This window comes from Shewanella sp. SM101 (assembly GCF_025654465.1).
GTDB classification, from domain to species: Bacteria; Pseudomonadota; Gammaproteobacteria; order Enterobacterales; family Shewanellaceae; genus Shewanella; species Shewanella oncorhynchi.
This window is the reverse complement of sequence record NZ_JAKKRH010000033.1, coordinates 15,843-35,726: the sequence shown is the minus strand read 5'-3', so window position 1 is coordinate 35,726 and position 19,884 is coordinate 15,843. Positions and strand designations below refer to the sequence as shown.

Annotated in this window: 12 protein-coding genes; 6 read left to right on the top strand and 6 right to left on the bottom strand. The window is 45.9% G+C overall.

Annotated features, from left to right (window positions below; all coding sequences use genetic code 11):
* Window positions 1-117 precede the first annotated feature (117 nt).
* Together L5M38_RS17210 and L5M38_RS17205 are read right to left on the bottom strand one after the other, a co-directional pair.
* Window positions 118-1,239, bottom strand: a complete 1,122-nt coding sequence (locus L5M38_RS17210; protein ID WP_173247017.1) for a sterol desaturase family protein — start codon at window positions 1,237-1,239, stop codon at window positions 118-120.
* Between the two features lie 231 nt (window positions 1,240-1,470).
* Window positions 1,471-2,841 (bottom strand): DUF4397 domain-containing protein, encoded by a 1,371-nt coding sequence (locus L5M38_RS17205; RefSeq protein WP_263179785.1) that lies wholly within the window; start codon window positions 2,839-2,841, stop codon window positions 1,471-1,473.
* A 372-nt stretch (window positions 2,842-3,213) separates the two neighbouring features.
* Between L5M38_RS17205 and L5M38_RS17200 the strand changes: the two genes are divergently transcribed.
* Entirely contained in the window at window positions 3,214-5,931 is a 2,718-nt protein-coding gene (locus L5M38_RS17200) for a DEAD/DEAH box helicase (RefSeq protein WP_263179784.1), read from the top strand.
* Window positions 5,932-5,948: 17 nt separating this feature from the next.
* On the opposite strand, the gene yidZ is transcribed toward L5M38_RS17200, so the two are convergent.
* The 4 genes from yidZ to ansB all read right to left on the bottom strand — a co-directional run bounded on the left by yidZ (window position 5,949) and on the right by ansB (window position 12,705).
* Entirely contained in the window at window positions 5,949-6,908 is a 960-nt protein-coding gene (gene yidZ / locus L5M38_RS17195; protein WP_263179783.1) for an HTH-type transcriptional regulator YidZ, read from the bottom strand.
* Window positions 6,883-8,073: an MFS transporter gene (locus L5M38_RS17190; RefSeq protein ID WP_263179782.1), complete on the bottom strand. Its 1,191-nt coding sequence runs from the start codon at window positions 8,071-8,073 to the stop codon at window positions 6,883-6,885. Before L5M38_RS17190 ends, yidZ begins: the two co-directional genes overlap by 26 nt.
* Window positions 8,074-8,326: 253 nt before the next feature.
* On the bottom strand, window positions 8,327-11,161 hold the full coding sequence (locus tag L5M38_RS17185; RefSeq protein ID WP_263179781.1) for a M16 family metallopeptidase: 2,835 nt from the start codon (window positions 11,159-11,161) through the stop codon (window positions 8,327-8,329).
* A 485-nt stretch (window positions 11,162-11,646) separates the two neighbouring features.
* Complete coding sequence (gene ansB, locus L5M38_RS17180; protein WP_113940026.1) at window positions 11,647-12,705, bottom strand: L-asparaginase 2; 1,059 nt, start codon at window positions 12,703-12,705, stop codon at window positions 11,647-11,649.
* A 556-nt stretch (window positions 12,706-13,261) separates the two neighbouring features.
* On the opposite strand from ansB, the gene aspA reads away from it, so the two are divergent.
* The 5 genes from aspA (at window position 13,262) to L5M38_RS17155 (ending at window position 19,865) form a co-directional block, all read left to right on the top strand.
* Window positions 13,262-14,701, top strand: coding sequence for an aspartate ammonia-lyase (aspA, locus tag L5M38_RS17175; RefSeq protein WP_263179779.1), 1,440 nt, complete (start codon window positions 13,262-13,264; stop codon window positions 14,699-14,701).
* A 114-nt stretch (window positions 14,702-14,815) separates the two neighbouring features.
* Window positions 14,816-16,117 (top strand): anaerobic C4-dicarboxylate transporter, encoded by a 1,302-nt coding sequence (locus L5M38_RS17170; protein ID WP_113940028.1) that lies wholly within the window; start codon window positions 14,816-14,818, stop codon window positions 16,115-16,117.
* 139 nt (window positions 16,118-16,256) lie between these two features.
* On the top strand, window positions 16,257-16,982 hold the full coding sequence (locus L5M38_RS17165; RefSeq protein ID WP_263179777.1) for a fumarate reductase cytochrome b subunit: 726 nt from the start codon (window positions 16,257-16,259) through the stop codon (window positions 16,980-16,982).
* 151 nt (window positions 16,983-17,133) lie between these two features.
* Window positions 17,134-19,143 carry a fumarate reductase flavoprotein subunit gene (locus L5M38_RS17160; RefSeq protein ID WP_263179776.1) on the top strand — a complete coding sequence of 670 codons (2,010 nt, stop codon included), beginning with the start codon at window positions 17,134-17,136 and terminating at the stop codon, window positions 19,141-19,143.
* On the top strand, window positions 19,140-19,865 hold the full coding sequence (locus tag L5M38_RS17155; RefSeq protein WP_105251338.1) for a fumarate reductase iron-sulfur subunit: 726 nt from the start codon (window positions 19,140-19,142) through the stop codon (window positions 19,863-19,865). Before L5M38_RS17160 ends, L5M38_RS17155 begins: the two co-directional genes overlap by 4 nt.
* The last annotated feature ends 19 nt before the right edge of the window (window positions 19,866-19,884 follow it).

Here is a 19,884-nt window from a genome sequence, read left to right as displayed (position 1 = left end):
GTTGGGCTTTTTCTATCCCAGTATCAGAGTTACACGACTCAGCGTTGCCGCTCAGTTGACCTAACAAACCACGCCCAGACAATCATTCCAAAACAAATCACTCCAAATACAGCGCCATTATTTTGTATCTTTCTTCGCTAAACCGAGGGGATACAATTGCTGTTTAAACATGCCAACAGGCATGTAATCGCCCACGACACCATATTGCTCTGGCCACTCTTTCTGACCTCGAACTGCAGTCCCAAATAGGTAATCTAAAAAAGAAAAATGGGCAGCATAGTTACGGTCGATTGCCGCCTTATCAGAAGCATGGTGCCAATGGTGGAATTGCGGACTGACAATTAAGTAACGTAGCCAGCCAAAGTTAACCTGCACATTGGCATGATTAAAGACCGCCTGCACGCCAACGATAATCACATAAATACTGATGATGTCTTTGGAGAATCCCAAGATAAAAATCGGCGTGAGCACCAAACAACGGGTAGCGATCAACTCAAACATATGTTGCCGAGATCCCGCCAACCAATCTAAATGCTTGGCGCTATGGTGCACCGAATGGAAGCGCCACAGGAAAGGAATTTCATGGTAGGCACGGTGCGCCGCATATTGCATTAAATCGGCGACCAATAAAATCAACAACAGTTGCAACACAAAGGGAAGACCCGCGATAAAGCTTTGCACTGTGCTGGAAATAGCCCAAGAAAAGGTCGACTGCACAAATTGGTTTGCCACCAATAATACAAATCCAATCGCTAAGTGATTCACCAAAAAATGGTTTAAATCCCCTTGCCACTCGGGTCTCAATATTGCTTGTTCTGGTTTATGGGGTAGCCATTTCTCGATAAAAATGAAAATTAAGGTTGAGCCTAATAAGTCTAAAATAAACCAATCTAAACCCAGTGAGACCTTATGATTAGCAAAAGGCTCGACTTCAACTTGATGACCACCAAAGGCAATAGCTAAACTCACAAATACCCAAGCCACAAAGCCGAAACGCTTATTTTTATTTCGAATAAAATTCAATAAACCTAAACTGCCCGATACCACTAAGGCGACAAATATTAAGCTGCGAATAACATCGACATTATAGCTTTGGCGTAATTCTGGAGTGGTGAGATATTCGGGAAAATGAAACGCCAATACACCCAGAAACGATAATATCGCTAACATACACGCTATAGTGCCGCTAATACTGCCTTCACCAATTTGGAAATGGCCGTCTTTAAATCCTTTACTCATCACAGTGAACTCCTTTTCCTATATTGCTCGCGTTATTCGCATCACAGCAATGCTCGGCTTAATTTTTGCCGATCAGCCTACATTAACCCCGCAGCCACAATCAATAAAAAGTGAATGCTAAGACAATAATGCTCAATCTACTAAGCCCACTAAAACGAGCACAAAAAAACAGCAAAAAAAGCGCTACCTAAGTAGCGCTGTTTTATTAGAGCCGTTCACTCACCTTAGCGGTTAGATCTTAATCAAGTTATAACCAAAGCTAGTAGAAGGATCTTTATTCAGCACCATAGTCACATTGTCTTCATTGCTGAAATCCATTAAATCGGATGCATAGACAACGGTTTTAGTACCGTTTTCCACAGCGATAACCTTAATAGAATATTCGCCAGCTGGCACAGTCAATGACTGAGGGCTCGCAGGATTGACTGCGGTGATCTTATTTACAGCCGTTTCAATCGTGTCATTTGCCTTTAAGAAATACACGGTTAGATTGCTTTTATCGGCAAAACTCACAATGTCGAACTTAAAGCTATAGGGACTTGGCGTCTGAGTTTGCTTCATCTCCATCGCCTTCACTTGGCTGCCCTGCTCGGTCGTTTGCTCATAGATGAAGATGGTTTTAATGTCATCTTGGTTAAGGGTGATAAGCACATTATCGAGCAATTTATTTTGCGTACCGTGGTCGAACACACTCACACCAAAATCATTAAACTCAGCACCTTGATAGCTAGTCACCCCAAAAGATGGCACTTCGCTAAACAGAGTATCTTGCTTACTGCTAGCCACTTTCACATCGATAATGTGCGAACCTAAACCGTTAAAGACGCGATAATCGACACTCGCTTCTAATGCTACATGATTGCGAACATTGGTGGTTGAATCGACACTGTCCAAGGTGATTTTTGAATCCGAAGCACCAAAACCTTCGCGGATAATCAGCTTATAAGGCACCTTAGAACTGAATTTAATGTTCGCAGTTGTATAAGAAACATTGGTTGTTCCCGCTGGTGCGAGGTAAACCTTATATTCACCCGTATCCATCACTTGCGGCTGCGACACTTCACCGTAGGCCACACTGCCTAACATCACAGCATCGGCAAAGGTTTGGGTCGACTTAGAAACATAAGCGTCAAAGGCTTGGGCATGCACTGCAGTATTGGCAATCAAGAGCTGCATTTTACTGTTTTCAGCCACTTCGTTGAGCTTATCGAGTTCAGTGCGAGAATAGTTGATATTAAGTAATTTAGGTTCGGTAAAATCACCATGTAATACAAAGAAATGGTCCGTTGCAACTTTCAAATCGATATTTTCTTTATAAATAGAGATATCTTTATCAGAGGCATCCTTAGCCATCACTTCAATCGCAGTTACGCCAGCCGTCGACGTAAATCGCGGCATAGTGTCCCCATAGATCACACTTTCATAGGTTTTATCGGCAACTTTGAGTGCAGTAACAGTGCTTCCAGCTGAAGCATTATAGAATTGCACATAGGTGGCATTTTGATCTGTGCCCTCTTCATTATTATCATCTGAGCCACATGCCGTTACCGCTAAACAGGCAACAGCCACCGCAGCGAATCCCTTTAGCTTACTTTTTATCATTGTTTCCCTCATTAGCAGACAAAAAATTCAGTTCAATCTACGCAGTTATACAATGACAACAATGGCAATTTCCACTAAAAACAAAAACAAATATTTTACAAACTCAAACACTTAACAAACATTTCAATAACACACTGAAAAGTGATACAAACCACACTTTTCAGGCCCTTAATTGATACAAATGCGGCTGCTGATACTTTTGCTCGCCTCTCAAAAATTCGCTCCAGTGGAAAATGGCTGATCTATCGAATACCTCTCTTTTAGGCTTATAGCGACTATGGATAAACTATCCTCAGACGGTACAAACCTTGTTCGACTAATGCGATTAGGTTACTCTCGCATCGCCAATTAAGCCTTTGGGATGGATAGGATTTGCAAGGGATTCTCAACTACTACAAACAATGTTTTCAACACGATAGTGCCGAAATCAATCTCTGGTCTAGCCACAAGCTTGCCGAGCAAGATCAGCTATTACTCCAACATGAAGACGAGTTAAGCAGTGGCTTCCTACCCCGCTTGCCAGTACCATTTGCTCCCGCCAGTGCATTACTAGCACGTAGCGCTTTGTATTTACGCGAAAAGGTATTATTGCACTGCTGTCTGTTTTTCTGCGGCACAGTCGACCTTAATGGCGAAAAACGTAAAGTCGTGACACCACTCCTTTATCGCGAATGCCAATTACAGGCTGACGGCGATAATCTCTACCTAGAGAGCAATAACACTCTAGCTGGCAGCGGACCATTCACTATCAATGAAGCTCTATTAGAAAAATTAGTCGTTGAAGGACATAGCCTAAGCCAAGATTTACGCGATAATCCAACGGATGTCAGTGGCTGGATATCTTGGCTGCGGGCGGGCCAAGCCGATGTCGATACCAGTCATTTATTGCATTTTCCCAAGCTGATCGATGAGGCTGAATTCACTAGCTTATGCCGTAAACGTGGGCAGTTTCTTGTCAGTCGAAGCCAAATCATTTTGGCAGAACGTTCGATCGCAAGTCGCGGCATTTTGCACGAACTCGACAAACTAATGACAGCGGCTGAACCATCAGCACCGCTTAAAGCGCTATTCGCAGAAACACAACAAACAACATCAATCAGCGCCAGTGAAGACACGCAAGAGGCTTATCTTCCTGGGCTGTTAAGCCGCGCGCAAATTCAGGCCTTAAAGATTGCGGCCAATCATACTTTGGGGCAGATCTCAGGCCCACCGGGAACAGGTAAGAGTTACACCATAGCTACAGTGGCGGCGGAGCAGGTATTAAGGGGCAAATCTGTCCTCATCGTCGCCCACACCGATGTTGCTGTTGATGTGATTGCCGATAAATTGCAACAACAATTCCAGCTAGGGAGCAGCCTTATTCGAGCAGGCTCGCCGCAGTTTATAAAAGTCCTTAAAAACCAGATTGATGAAATGCTCCATGGTCAGCACCCTGCATCAAATGAAGCCATCTCGGATAGATTGCTATTAAGTTCAAAACAACAACTTAATACCGTGACTCGTCAGCAAGTCAAAATGGAAGCGGGCTTTATACGTCATTGCCGCCATGCCATACGTCGCGGCCAAAAACTGGCGACCTTACAACAAGGACAATCCCGTTGGCGCTTAGGATTTTACAACTGGGCTTACCGTGCAGGTATAAAAAGGTTTGCCCAGCAATGGAATGAACTCGATAAATTAACGACACTGATAGCGCAAAAAGAAAGCTTAAGCCTCAAATACTTACAATTGGCCACTCACTATCGATTAAACCAATTACTCAAAAATAAGCGCAGTACGCTGGTGAGTTTTGCCAGTGCGTTACGCGCTCGCCAGTCCGCTAAGCAACTCGACGGTTTCTACAAGACGGATTTTGATGCCTTAAAACAAACCTTTCCCATTTGGTTATCTAGCCTTGCCAGCTTACATAAAGTGCTGCCCATGGAGCAGCAAATGTTTGATTTAGTGATTATTGATGAAGCCACCCAAGCCAATATTGCCGCATGTTTACCGGCCTTGCAGCGAGCAAAAGCGGCACTGGTGGTGGGAGATAGCAAACAACTGCGCCATTTCTCGTTTTTATCCCGCGCAAAACAAACTCAAATCCAGACCCAACTCGGACTCGCCCCAGATTGTCGCGGCCTAATGAGCTACCGTGATGCCAGTATGCTCGACTTAGCGTCACAATCCCTCGCGAGCCAATCCCAAGTGGTATTTTTAAATGAGCATTTTCGGAGTAAACCTGAGCTGATCCAATTTAGTAATCAGCAGTTTTATCAAGGTATGCTGAAGATTATGCAGCACAGACCCTGCACAAGTTCAGGGCACTTACACAGAGTCCAGGTTACTGGCAACCGTGATAGTAAGGGAATTAACGCCATAGAAGCGGAGGCATTAATTCAAAAGTTAGCTCAACTGATTGATGAACAAGAGAATGCATTAGTGCCTTCCAGCATTGGTGTACTCTCCTGTTTTCGCAATCAGACGGAGTATTTATCCCAGCAAATCCTCGCGCGCTTTAGCGCACAACAACTCGAGCGTCACCAATTACGGATTGCCACGCCCTTTGGTTTTCAAGGGGAAGAGCGCGATATTATGCTGCTGTCGTTTAGCATTACGGCCAACGACAGCCGCGCCGCCGTGTACTTAAATCGCGAAGATATGTTTAATGTCGCCATCACCCGCGCTAAACAGATGCAGTGGCTATTTTTATCGGTACAAGCACATGAGCTCCCCAACAATAATTTACTGGCAACTTACTTAGCATCGGCGGGCCAATTTCAAGCGGCGCACAATTATGTCGATGCCCTCGATAGCTTCGGCCAGTCAGTGGCACAGGCGATTGAAGCAAAAGGCATAACAGTCTGGCGCGCCTACCATATGGCAGGGCTAGAACTGGATATTTTATGTCGCTATGGTAACCAATATTTAGCAATAGATTTAATCGGTTACCCAGGACCTTGGGCGGACTTTTTCGATATTGAACTGTATAAACTCTTACAGCGCGCGGGGATTAAACTTATCCCCGTCAGCTATGGGCTATGGTGCCAACAGCGAGAACTTTGTATCCAACATATTTGTCAGCAATTGGGTATTCCCCAACAAAGTTAATACAGTAAATAACAGCCTTAATCATGCTGTTGGTAAATCGCTTTTATCTTGTTTCTTAGCCAAGTGATTTTGGGGTTATGGCTGTTTCTCTTATGCCAAATCAAGGTAAAAGGAATGGCGAGTTTATCAAGATATTCGCCACTTATCGGAATAGGACGACTCACTAAGTCAGGGTGTAATTGGCGAGCATATTGTTCACAATATTGTGGCGCAATTGCCATCATGCTGTGGTGAGGCTCTGCCGCGACAAACAGTGACTGCTCAAAACTGGCCAAGGTCAGCACAATATTACGGCTTAACCCAAGCTCAATAAGCACATCATCTAAGGCCCAAGTTTCGCTCTTTTCCCACAAGATATTGATATGCGAATATTTAAGAAAGGTGTCTATATTCCACTCTTCCTGTAAGGCGGGATGATCGCGGCGTAAATATACCTGAGGAAGATCGGTAAATAAAACCTCAAAATCGATAAAATAGGGTAATAAATCAAGGGATTCCTTGGAACGTGGATGACTTTCTCGGCCGGTAAACCCCATATCCGCTTCACCACGCACAATCGCTTCGAGTGAATCGTAATCCCAATTTCGTACCTTCACCTTTGCATCAGGGTATTGAGTATAAATGGCCTGAGTCAGCTCATTAAGCATGATAAGCAACAAAGGAGACTCAAGCATCAACTCGAAGGTGAGCCCTTTGGTCATCTCGTCACCGCGCTTAGCCATCAGTTGCTTACCCATTTGCAACCATTCGGATAACTCCTGCTCCATACCGTGAGCCAATGGCGTTAACTGAAATCCCTGCGGCGTTTTGACAAATAAGGGATCGTCAAACCAATCCCGTAATTTGGCCAGCGACTTACTCACAGTGGATGGCGTGACATTGAGCTTTTTGGCAGTCTTAGAGACACTCCGCTCCTGTAATAAAAGCTGCAAAATAAACAATAAGTTAAGATCAAGCCGACTCAGGGATTTGGTCATTAAGTACAATTTCCGGCAATTTAGGAACCGCTAAGATCAGTGTAATGCTCACCAGCGCACCGACAGCGAGGATCACTAATAATATATTAATCGCACTTACTTCGAGCAGACCCATCACCCAAATATATAAAGCTGAAGTACACACTTGGGCAATTCCCAGTAATGAGCTGGCAACTCCAGCCCGAGTAACAAATGGACTCAGCGCCTGACTCATGGTGACCCCAAATCCAATCGCAAAACCGGAACACACAAAACCAAAACTGAGCAGATTGAATAACTGACCCAGCCAGCCCAATTGGGTCAATATCAACACCAGTGCTGCGGCGGCAAATAATGTCTGAGAGAACAAAATTAATGATTTTTCTTTAAACAAGTTAAGTAAAAAGGGCGTCGAAAATGAGGCAACCATACTCACAAATGCTGTCATAGCCATAATGTTGGAATATTGTCCACGGTCAAACCCCATCTGCCCCATGATCAACATGGGAGAGACATTTACATAGCTTAAAATCGTGGTCACACCTAAAGTCGTTATCACCACGCGACTGAGAAAAAACCGCTGTTTAAAGGATTCTTTATACCCACCCTGCTCAACTGTGGTGTGAAGTTGCTGTTTAGGATAGGTTTCGCGCAATACAAAAATACACAGGGTTAAGACTATTAATCCCATCCCCGCCATAGTGTTAAATAGGCTAGGCCATGGGAATTTAAGCATAATTAAATGGCCTATCACAGGTGCAATCACTGGGATAATGCAAGTCACGCCATTGACCATAGAGAGCACTTTTGCTCGGCGCTTATCGTCTAATACATCACGCAAAATCGCAAAAGCCACAACATAGCAAGAACCCGCACCAATGCCTTGTGCAAAGCGTGCCATTAAAAAGAGATCACTGGTTTGCGCACTACCGGCAAAGTAAGAGGCAATAGCAAACAACAATGCGCCAAACAAGGTAATGGGTTTACGCCCAATCCTATCGGCTAAGCTCCCCGCAAACAGCATAGTGGTTGCCATTCCCGCAAGATACACAGAAAAAGCAATATGCAGCTGCGCCTCACTCGCCCCTAAATCCTGCGCAATTTGCGGCAAACCGACCAAGTACATATCTATCTCTGTCGGGTACAAAAGCACTAGACAAAAACTGCACAATAGATATCGAAACATATACCTCACCCCATTAGCCATCTCACACATAAGTTGCGCCTAGCCTAGTTTCACTCGCGCAGATCTGTGAGTGGCATTTTCGACAACAGGTATTTCCATTGACGACTTATGGGAGGACATAACACCACGAACGAGGAAGAAAAGTTGGTAACAAAACATAAGGAGGACAGGGGTAGAAAAATATCCCCAGCGGTTTGCGACCACAGGGGATATGTCGGTGAATGATCAGTCTACTATTCTATGAGCCCAACACTCATTGCTGAGGTTCTGGCGGTGCAGGCAGAACTTGGATCATTAAACTGCTATCGTCTTGCAGATATTGCTGCGCCAATTTATTAAGTTCTGCAACTGTCATCTGCTGCGCTAACGCTTGCCTTTGTTTAAAGGCAGCAAAACGACCAGGATGACTCTGGGCAGTTGAGGTGAGATCTAACCAAAAACCATTGGTTTGCGGCGCAGCTTGCATCCACTCAAGCACAGGTTGGCGGGCTCGATTAAGTAAGTCCTCACTGATCCCCGAAGGCGCTTTAACTTGCTTAACTGCGGCGGTGAAATACTCGGCAACCGTTGGCAACATGGCTTGAGTCGTCACGCTAAACAAACCTAAGTAACCATAACCGCTGGCATTGAAATCGTTATAAGAAAAGGCCGATGGCGAATAACTCGCACCCGCTTTCTCCCTCACGTTTTCCGTTAATAGAATGCTTAGCACTTGCTCCAGCAGACCCAATCCCGCGTGTTGACTCAAGTGAGTCATGTCCGTTGTAGGCCACACCATGGCAAGTGCCGCCATATCCAGTTGACCATAATGCGTTAATGTTTTCTGAACGGGCACTTTCGGAAACACAGGTACTATCGACTGCGCATTATCAATAGGGCTACGCTTAATGGCGCCAAGCGTTTCAGCCACAGCAGCAATGGCACTCGCTTCGTCAAAATCGCCCACAATAGCGAGTTCAATCGCCCCTTGCTCGACGGCCGAATGGAAACTCGGCGCTAATTCTCCAAAGTGACGTTTGAGAATTTCTTCAGGCTCACCATAACCATAGCGTTTATCACCATTATGGGAGATACGGGCAAACTGATTAGAAAACTCAGATTGTGGGTTGCTATGAATACTTTGTTGCTCGGCAATCACTTGTTCACGAAACAATTGTTCAGCCTGCTTATCCATACCCGGCTCAATTAAATAAGCCGTCATTAAGCCAAGCTGCGTGCGAAGCTCTGCGGCATTAGTGCTAATCTCGCCGCCAAAACTTTGCTCACGCAGGCCTAAGTTGATGGAAATATCTTGCCCAGCAAAAATATCCTGCAGACTGTCATAATCATGGGCCTTGAGCCCACCCTGCACAAACGCACTGTTAAACAGATAAGACAAACCATCCAACTCAGGGAATGGCACTTCACCAAAGCCAATGTTTAGGCTGACCAATGTGGTGCCTTTATTAAAGTTGGTAGGCTTAAGATTAAGGCGCACGCCATTGGCAAATTGCAGTTGGCGAATCCCCGTTTCCTTATCGCGACTGTCGGCCACTAACTTGCCTTGCTCACCAAACTGAGTATAAGCAAACTCATCAATCGCCTTGATTGATGGTGCGCTCACCGCTTGTTTACGACTTTTCTCGTAGCTGGCGATAAGCTGTTTTTCAGCATTTTCAATGGGCTTATTGCTGGTCAGATACAAATACGGCGTAGCGTTCCATGTTTGATTAAACACTTGGCTTAGCTTTTGTGGTGTCACTGTTGGCATTATTTTTTCAAAAAATGCGAGCTGCCAATCGGGTTCGACAGGGACGCGATTGCCCGCCACCGAATACACTAGACTCTCGGCAATATTCACACTGTGAATGGTACTGCTCCCCGCGACACTTAGCTGATATCCCTTATGCATACGTTTGATTTGCTGGTCAATTTCCTGCTGGCTAAAACCAAACTCTTTTGCTTGACGCAGGGTTTTCTCCAAGAGTGCGATTCCCTCTTGCCAGTTATTTTCCTGCGTACCTAGGCTCATTTGTGTGCCATAGGCAATATCAAACTGCGGCCCAACCTGCAGATTTACACCATATAAACCTTGGCTATGCAGTAATTGCGACTCCATACGGCGATACAAGATGCCATGGGCAAGCTCGAGCAACATTTCCTGCTCCCGCACAACAGGGCTATCGGTAATCGCTGAGATGGGTTTTAGCATGCCAAGGGAAACTGACGTTGACAGACTTTGATCAAAAAATGCCGCCGCATCGACACTTTGGCGCTCTGCGACAGCACCAATAGCTTGTTCCTTGGTTTTAGCGGCCAAAGGCGCGGCTTTCCAACTGGCAAACTGTTGTTTTATCTTTTGTTCTACCGCGGCCACCTCGATATCACCCACGACAATTAAAGTGGTGCGTGAGGGTGTATAAAAACGCTGATATAAAGACAGCAACGCCTCGCGATTGGCATTACTGATACTGTTCGCCTCCCCCACAGGGAAGCGCTTTGACAGCAATGTGTTTGGCATTAAAAACTGTAATTGGTTACGGTAATTCTCAAGATCCGCACCGCTACGTTCACGCAGCTCAGACAACACCACCGCTTTTTCACGTTCAATTAGCGCTGGGTCAAGTAATAGATTACTGCCAATTTCTCGCATTAAAAACAAAGCAGTATCGATTTTATCTTGGCTATTACTTGGCAGGTTGAATTGATAGACCGTCTGCTGAAACTCAGTCACAGCATTGGTATCGGCGCCAAAACTCAGGCCAAGGCGCTGCAATGTCGGCATCATCTCCCCCGCCGCCAATCCGGTCGAGCCATTAAAAGCCATGTGCTCAAGAAAGTGCACTAATCCTTGCTCGGTATCAGACTCGACCAAAGAGCCCACATCCACCCGCATCCGCACTATGACCGCCTGCTCCGGCGTCTTATTGCTCACCAATAAATAACGCATACCATTGGCAAGTTCACCGGTATGGATCCGCTCACTCATAGGCAAGCCTGTCGTTCCCATCCACAGCGGATCTTCACTCGCCTGCAGTGGCAACGCCATACTCAAAAGCGCCAGTAGTAACCACTGACGCACAAAACTAATTACCTTGAAATTGTTCATTAAAATTCGCACTTTGCCCCCAAAATCAAACAAGAAACCTAGGAAGCGCTCACCTATGTTTCAGATAAAATAAGCTTTCACTATAGTACCTAAAGCACTTTAAGTCACAAAATCAATACCTTATGCCGTACTAAAAATAGTTTATCGCCTTGATATATAGTCAGAATATGCCGAAAAATAATGAGATAGGAAGGAAGCTGAAACAGCTGTGGATTTAATGGTTACTGTGGAATGGTATGCATATATTAGCGAGATATTGAGTGTTTAATTAGCCAAGCCTTTTCGTCAATATAGTAATAGAGCAATATCTTGATTGAAAATCTGAGTTGAACCCTCACAATTTTGGCTTTAAAAATCACACCAAAGTTTAGATATTTCGGCTCATGGCCTCGTGAAAAAACAACTTCACAGGTAAGCCATTAATGACAAAATGCAAAAGCCCTACGAATATTCGCAGGGCTTTTGTTTTATCACGCAGCTGATTCTTAAAACTGTTGAAACCAACGTTGGATCTGCTGTGGATCTTTGCTTTGCGTTAACGACAGCATCAGTAAAATGCGGGCTTTTTGCGGGTTAAGATTACCTGCTGCGATAAAGCCATATTTAGCATCGTCTATCTCGGCATCAAGCGTGGTTGCGCCTGTGGGCACTCGGCTAGAGCGAACGACTAAGGTGCCTTTTTGACTCGCCTTAGCTAAGGTATCAAATATTGAGTGGTAAATATTACCATTACCTACACCGGCGCTGACTATGCCATCAAAACCCGCTTCAACCATAGCTTTAACAGGTAAATCGCTGGCATTAGCATAGTTGTAGACAATCCCTACCTGTGGCAACTTGTCGAGTTTGCTAACATCAAAAGGCGTTTGCCTTGTATGTTGACGCTCAGTTTTGCCCATGTACTCAATCTTGCTGTTATGGATAACGCCAAGCGGGCCAAAGTTAGGCGCGGCAAAAGTGTGTACACCTGTAGTGTTAGTCTTAGTCACATCGCGGGCATTCAATACGGTATCGTTCATCACCACTAACACGCCTCGACCTTTAGATTCGAGGTTAGCGGCGGTCGCGACTGCGTTATACAGATTCATCGGGCCATCGGCACTCATGGCAGTTGATGGACGCATTGCCCCAACCAGTACTACAGGCTTATCGCTCTTGATGGTGAGATTTAAAAAATACGCCGTTTCCTCTAAGGTATCAGTACCATGGGTGATGACGATACCGTCGACATCTTTATCAGCCAATAACAGATTGATGCGCTTGGCTAAGGCTAGCCAAACTTTATCGTTCATGTCCTGCGAACCGATTTTAACCAGTTGCTCACCTTGAATATCGGCAAGTTGTTTCATTTCAGGCACGGCCGCAATTAAGCTACTAATGCCCACTTCACCAGCCTGATAGTTAGACTCAGTAGCCGATTGGCCGACTCCCGCAATAGTGCCACCCGTGGCAATAATACGTACCTGTGGAAGCGCCTGCGCCGCGGAGGAAAGAAATAACCCTAAAGTGACCGAGAGCAAAAGCTTACGCATTGGAAAATTCATGCTTACATCCTTTGATTAATAATAAACGCCCACAGTGTGCACTATTGTCTAAGCCTCACTGTGATAGCTCTCACTAAAATGAAATAACAGATTTAGCGTTATCTAATTGATTATTTAAACTTTAAGGAAAGCACCATGCATTTATTATTGAGTAGATTTAACTAATCAATGATTATTCGCTATTGACGCAGTGACAATTAAATATCGTATGGTTTATTTAAATTTAAAAACACTTGAATAAATATGTCGCCGATTGGTTAACGAATAACAAATCTATAGCTAATTTGCATCAAAAAGTAATGGCTCACACTAGTGATCCGAGTTGAGAGACTTATCTAAGAAACAAAAGAAATACACTATTTCAAACAGTTAAGTGATCACCATCCTAATCCTGTTATTGCCAAAGCGTTAAGATCTACTTCGATAGTCAAGGAGACGATTCTCCTTCATGTTTTCGATGAGTTATTCTTGATGTGTTACGTATACTTATTGTACACATCCAGAACTCAATACTCGGAGATATATCTTACTATTAATTGGATTTAATAGGATCGAAATGAAAGATACTAATAGCGTACGGATCGAAGAAGATTTATTGGGCACGAAAGAAGTTTCCAATGAATTTTATTATGGCATACATACATTGCGTGCCATCGAAAACTTTAAGCTGAGTAATCAAAAAATTTCCGATGTACCTGAATTAGTCCGTGGCATGATGCTAACAAAAAAAGCCGCTGCCATGGCTAACAGTGAATTAGGCGCTGTAAGTCCTGAAATCGCTGACAAAATTATTGAAGCGTGCGATCTGATACTCACAACGGGTCGATTTGTTGATCAATTTCCGGTCGATGTTTATCAAGGAGGCGCAGGTACTTCGGTCAACATGAATACCAATGAGGTATTAGCCAACGTTGCACTGGAGATCATGGGGCTTGAAAAAGGCCGTTACGATGTCATCAACCCTAATGACCATGTCAATAAATGCCAATCGACTAACGATGCCTATCCAACAGGTTTCCGTATTGCGGTCATCAACAGTACCGATATTCTGTTAGATGCATTAACCGACCTTATCAGCGCTTTCGACACTAAAGCCACAGAGTTTAAAACCATCTTAAAAATGGGCCGCACTCAATTGCAAGATGCCGTGCCTATGACCTTAGGCCAAGAGTTTCATGCCTTTGCTGTTACATTGCGAGAAGAAATTAAGTCCATCAAGCGTTGCCAAGAGCTGTTGTTAGAAGTGAACTTAGGCGCAACCGCCATTGGTACAGGGCTAAATACGCCTGTCGGTTATTCTGCATTAGCCATTAAGTATCTGGCAGACATTACTGGCCGCGCCTATGTGCCAGCGGAAGATTTAATCGAAGCGACATCCGATTGTGGTGCCTACGTTATGCTGCACAGTGCAATTAAGCGTATGGCGATTAAAATGTCCAAGATTTGTAACGACCTACGCTTACTTTCATCGGGTCCACGTACAGGTCTGAAGGAGATTAATCTTCCTGAGCTGCAAGCGGGTTCCTCCATCATGCCAGCCAAGGTTAACCCTGTGATCCCTGAGGTCGTCAATCAGGTTGCCTTTAAGATTGTCGGCAACGATATCACTATCACTATGGCCGCCGAAGCAGGTCAATTACAGCTTAACGTAATGGAACCTGTGATTGGACAGGCAATGTTTGAGTCGCTCAGTTTGATGGGCAATGCCTGTATCTCCCTGCGTGAAAAATGCGTTGAAGGTATCACAGCCAATCCAGAGATCTGCATGGCCCATGTGATGAACTCTATCGGGATCGTGACCTACCTTAACCCAATCATCGGCCACCATGAAGGTGACATCATAGGCAAGATTTGCGCTCAAACGGGTAAAAATGTCCGTGAAGTGGTACTCGAACGCGGTTTGTTAACGGTTGAAGAACTCGATGACATTCTCTCGATTGAAAACCTGATGAATCCTAAGTACAAAGCAAAAAACACTAGCAAAGCCAAAGTGTAACTCAGTGGGGCTGGGGAGCCTTCCCCAGCCCACAACTCGATGATTCAAGAATAAGCCTGCGCAGAGTGAATATGCGTAGGCTATTGAAATTAAAAATAAAATAGAGTTAACACTATGATTATATTAGAGATAATTATCGTCCTCGGCGCTATTTACCTTGGTGCAAGGATGGGTAGCATGGGAGTCGGCTTCGCTGGCGGTGTCGGGGTACTGATACTGACCGCGGGGATGGGACTCAAACCGGGCAATATCCCGATTGACGTGATCCTCATCATTATGTCAGTTATCACCGCGATTGCGGCCATGCAAGTGTCTGGAGGGATGGATTATTTAGTCTCACTGGCAGAAAAATTATTACGTAAGCATCCAAAACAAATCACCTTTCTGGCCCCTGTCGTCACCTATTTCATGACACTTTTTGCGGGTACAGGCCACACAGCATTCTCCACCTTACCTGTTATTGCCGAAGTCGCAAAAGAGCAAGGCATTCGCCCCTCTCGTCCCTTATCTATTGCCGTTGTCGCATCTCAAGTCGCCATTACCGCCTCACCGATTTCAGCGGCTGTCGTGTTCTTCTCAGGTATCTTAGAGCCGTTTGGCGTAGATTATTTAGTACTGTTAGCCGTTTGTATTCCCTCAACTTTCCTCGCCTGCATGGTCGGAGCCGTTGTTGCCAACTTAATGGGTAAAGAATTGGCCGATGATCCTGTCTATCAAGAACGCTTAGCCAAAGGTTTAGTCAAAACACGCGGCACAACTCAAATCGAGATTAAAGCCGGCGCGAAGCGATCTGTGATGATTTTCTTACTGGCGATTGCGGCTGTCATGGCGTATGCCACTGCGATATCTGACAAAGTCGGTTTGATTGTTGACCCTGTATTGCCACGCGACGCCGCCATTATGGTGCTGATGCTCACGGCAGCTGCCGCTATTACGATTTTCTGTAAGTTAGACGCGAGCGAAATCTCTAATGCGGCCACCTTCAAGTCAGGCATGTCAGCCTGTGTCTGTGTATTAGGTGTGGCTTGGTTAGGCGATACCTTAGTGTCGAATCATATAGAGGAAATCAAAGATCTTGCCGGCACCTTACTGCAAAGTCAGCCTTGGTTATTATCGGTAACCTTATTCTTTGCCTCCATGCTGCTCTACTCCCAAGGCGCGACAACAAAAGCGCTGATGCCAGCAGCCTTGGCGATTGGCGTAAGTCCATTGACAGCCGTAGCCTCTTTCGCCGCCGTCAGCGCGCTGTTTGTATTACCGACTTACCCCACGCTACTGGCTGCGGTCGAGATGGATGATACCGGCTCGACACGGATTGGTAAGGCGGTATTTAACCATCCGTTCCTGGTCCCTGGCGTTGTGACGATTGCCACCAGTGTGGCATTAGCCTTCCTGTTTGGCGGCATGATGCTGTAGCTCAATTTGACCCTAAGTGCTCTCAGGGCTAATGCCTACAAATGGATTAACCCTCTTCTTTTAATCTGTATCTATAGACTTTGTTTTGGCGTGATGCAGGTACATTCACGCCATAGCAAATCGAGTAAGAGGTGAATTAATGTCAGCAAAAACGCGTGTTCCTACCGCCATTAACGGCGGACCATTTGGCCAAGCTTGGTCGGCTCAAGCAGACTGCTTACAAAGTGTGACTGGGCTTATATTAGGTATTTTCCTCTTATTTCATATGCATTTCGAGGCGAGCATTTTATTTGGTAAAGAAACCTTTTTTCACATGGTGCAATTCTTAGAAGGCAGTATGTTTAGCTCGACGGGTCATGGCTTCCCCATCGTGACCCAGATCATTTCAGTCATTATGCTGGTGATTGTTGCAGTACATGCCGCCACCGCACTACGTCGTTTTCCAGTGCAATTAGGCCAATGGCGAGCGATGCGTGGCTTTATGTCGACTATCAAGCATAGAGATACCCAAGCATGGTTCTGGCAGATGATCACCGGTTTCTTACTGTTTTTCTTAGTGTCAGCCCATCTTGCCACTATGATTTTAAACCCTGATATTGGCCCTCACCTTTCGGCCGAACGGGTTTACCACGATAACGCTTGGCTCTTATACGTGGTGTTTTTACCTATCGTGTTATTCCACGGCATCGTTGGTTTATACCGAGTGATATTAAAGTGGGGTGTGAGTAGTAACCGTCCACTTATCCGCACTATCGCGCAAGTATTGATCGTCTATTTATTGTGTTTAGGCACATTAAGCCTAGTGACCTATATCAATATTGGTATCGAATTAGTTTTGCCAGTACAACCGTTTATTCCTCAGTAATGGGCATGACGCTATCGGCGCACCTAGCCTATATAGCAAGACAAACAACATACGGATCCTCCTCTGATACATAGTTGCAGCGCATCTATGCCCGAGGAGCGCAATGATAAATCCATGAAATGTTATCTAAATTATTAGATAAGGATCTGATTTGAAAATCATTTATACAGACTCATTAGTCATTGGCGCAGGATTGGCAGGCCTCAGAGTCGCGATTGCCACCAAAGAGCGAGGCCTAGATACCTTAGTGCTATCGTTAATTCCCGCAAAACGTTCACATTCGGCCGCCGCACAGGGCGGAATGCAAGCCAGCCTAGGCAATACCGTTAAAGGCATGGGCGATAACGAAGACATTCACTTTCAAGACACAGTCAAAGGTTCTGACTGGGGCTGCGATCAAGATGTCGCACGCATGTTTGCCCACGTTGCACCGAAAGCGATCCGCGAACTCACCAACTGGGGCGTACCTTGGTCGAGAATATCTGCCGGCCCACGTGAAGTCATCATGAACGCACAAAGGGTAACGCTCAATGAGGCTGAAGAAGCTCACGGCCTGATCAATGCCCGCGATTTTGGTGGCACTAAAAAATGGCGTACTTGTTACACCGCCGACGGCACTGGCCACTCTTTACTGTATGCGGTCGATAACCAAGCTATCTCCATGGGCATTCCAGTACATGAACGGATTGAAGCCCTGTCGCTGATCCATGACGGTAAGCGTTGTCATGGAGTCATTGCCCGATGTTTAGTCACAGGTGAATTGCGCGCTTATGTCGCCAAATCCACCACCATCGCCACTGGCGGTTATGGCAAGATTTATGAAATATCGACCAATGCCACCATCTGCGAAGGCATAGGCCAAGCGTTAGCACTCGACACAGGTGTCGCCACCTTAGGCAATATGGAAGCGGTGCAGTTTCACCCCACCGCCATAGTGCCCGCGGGGATCCTCACCACTGAAGGATGTCGTGGTGATGGCGGTATTCTGCGTGATAAAGACGGTCATCGCTTTATGCCAGATTACGAGCCAGAGAAAAAAGAACTCGCTTCCCGCGATGTGGTTTCCCGCCGCATGACAGAGCACATGCGTAAAGGCAATGGAGTCGAAAGCCCTTACGGCCCGCATCTGTGGCTGGATATTACGCAGCTGGGCCGTGAGCATATCGAAACCAACCTGCGCGAAGTGAAAGAGATTTGTGATTATTTCCTCGGTATCGATCCGTGCAAAGATTGGATCCCCGTCAGGCCTACCCAGCATTATTCCATGGGCGGCGTGCGCACCAATGCCACAGGTGAGAGTCCACAACTCAAAGGACTGTTCAGTGTCGGAGAAGCGGCCTGTTGGGACATGCATGGTTTTAACCGTTTAGGCGGTAATTCGGTGGCAGAAACTGTGGTTGGCGGCATGATCATCGGCAAATATGTGGCTGATTTTTGTGAGAATAACGACTTAGAAATTGATACTGCGCTGACTCAAAAATTCATTGATAAATTGCAGCAAGAAATCGATGGACTGGTCGAAGGCAACGGCACAGAAAACCCCTTCCAAATAAAGAAAGAAATGCAACGCATCATGATGAACTACGTCGGGATCTTCCGTAATGGACCCGAGTTAGATAAAGCCATTAAAGGCTTGAAAGACTTACTGCTGCGGGCAAAAAATCTTGGCCTTAAATGTAAAAAACGTCACGCTAATCCTGAGTTAGTCGAAGCGCTGCGCGTCACCCGTATGTTGAAAGTGGCCCTAACCGTCGCCTGTGGCGCAGAGGCTCGCACTGAAAGCCGCGGCGCCCATTCACGGGAAGATTACCCACAACGCAATGATAAAGATTGGCTCAACCGCACGCTGGCAACTTGGCCTGATGCCGAATCACTGGAACCAGTACTGCGTTATGAAGCTTTAGATGTGATGAAAATGGAGCTACCACCGGGATACCGGGGCTACGGTAACGACAATACTATCGCCCATCCAGATACCGAAAAACGCGTACAAGAAATCAATCAAGTGCTCGCGAGCTTAGGTAATGACCCCGATAGAGACACACTGCAGCGAGCCCTGATGCCATACGAGCTGCCAAGCCACCTGCAGGCTCCTAATGAACGCCTCAGCGATACCTTAGCGATCACTCCAGCCCAACCGGTAGGAAACAAACCACTATGAGCCGTCAAATCAGCTTTAATATCTTTCGCTACGATCCGCAAGATGGCCAAGACAAGCCAAAGATGGAACGTTATCAGTTGACTGAAACACCGGGCATGACAGTATTTATCGCCTTAAATCAACTACGTGAGCTACAAGACCCTTCATTGCAGTTCGACTTTGTCTGCCGCGCGGGCATCTGTGGCAGTTGCGCCATGGTGATCAATGGTTTCCCCACGCTTGCCTGTCGCACGTTAACGGCAAATTATCCCAATGGTGAAATCACCCTCATGCCGCTACCTGGCTTCGAGCTGATTGGCGACTTATCGGTGAACACGGGTAAATTTATGCGTGAATTAGCCGAACGCTTAAAACTGTGGCTGCACCCTAGACCCGATGATCAGGACATTCATCGGCTCGAAAATCCAATGGCACCCGAAGAAGCCGCACGGATCTATGAGCTAGAACGCTGCGTCGAATGTGGCGTTTGCGTGTCGGCCTGCGCCACCAAACAAATGCGTGATACCTTTGTCGGCGCGGTTGGCATGATGAAAATTGCCCGCTTCGAAATGGATAGCAGAGACAGCCGCAGCGCGGATGATTTCTACCATGTGATTGGCAATCAAGATGGCGTCTTCGGTTGTATGACGTTACTCGGCTGCCAAGATAACTGCCCCAAAGATTTGCCGCACATGCAGCAAATCGCTTACCTGCGCCGCAAAATGGCCGCGACCATACTCTAATCCTCCCTCTAACGTCCCG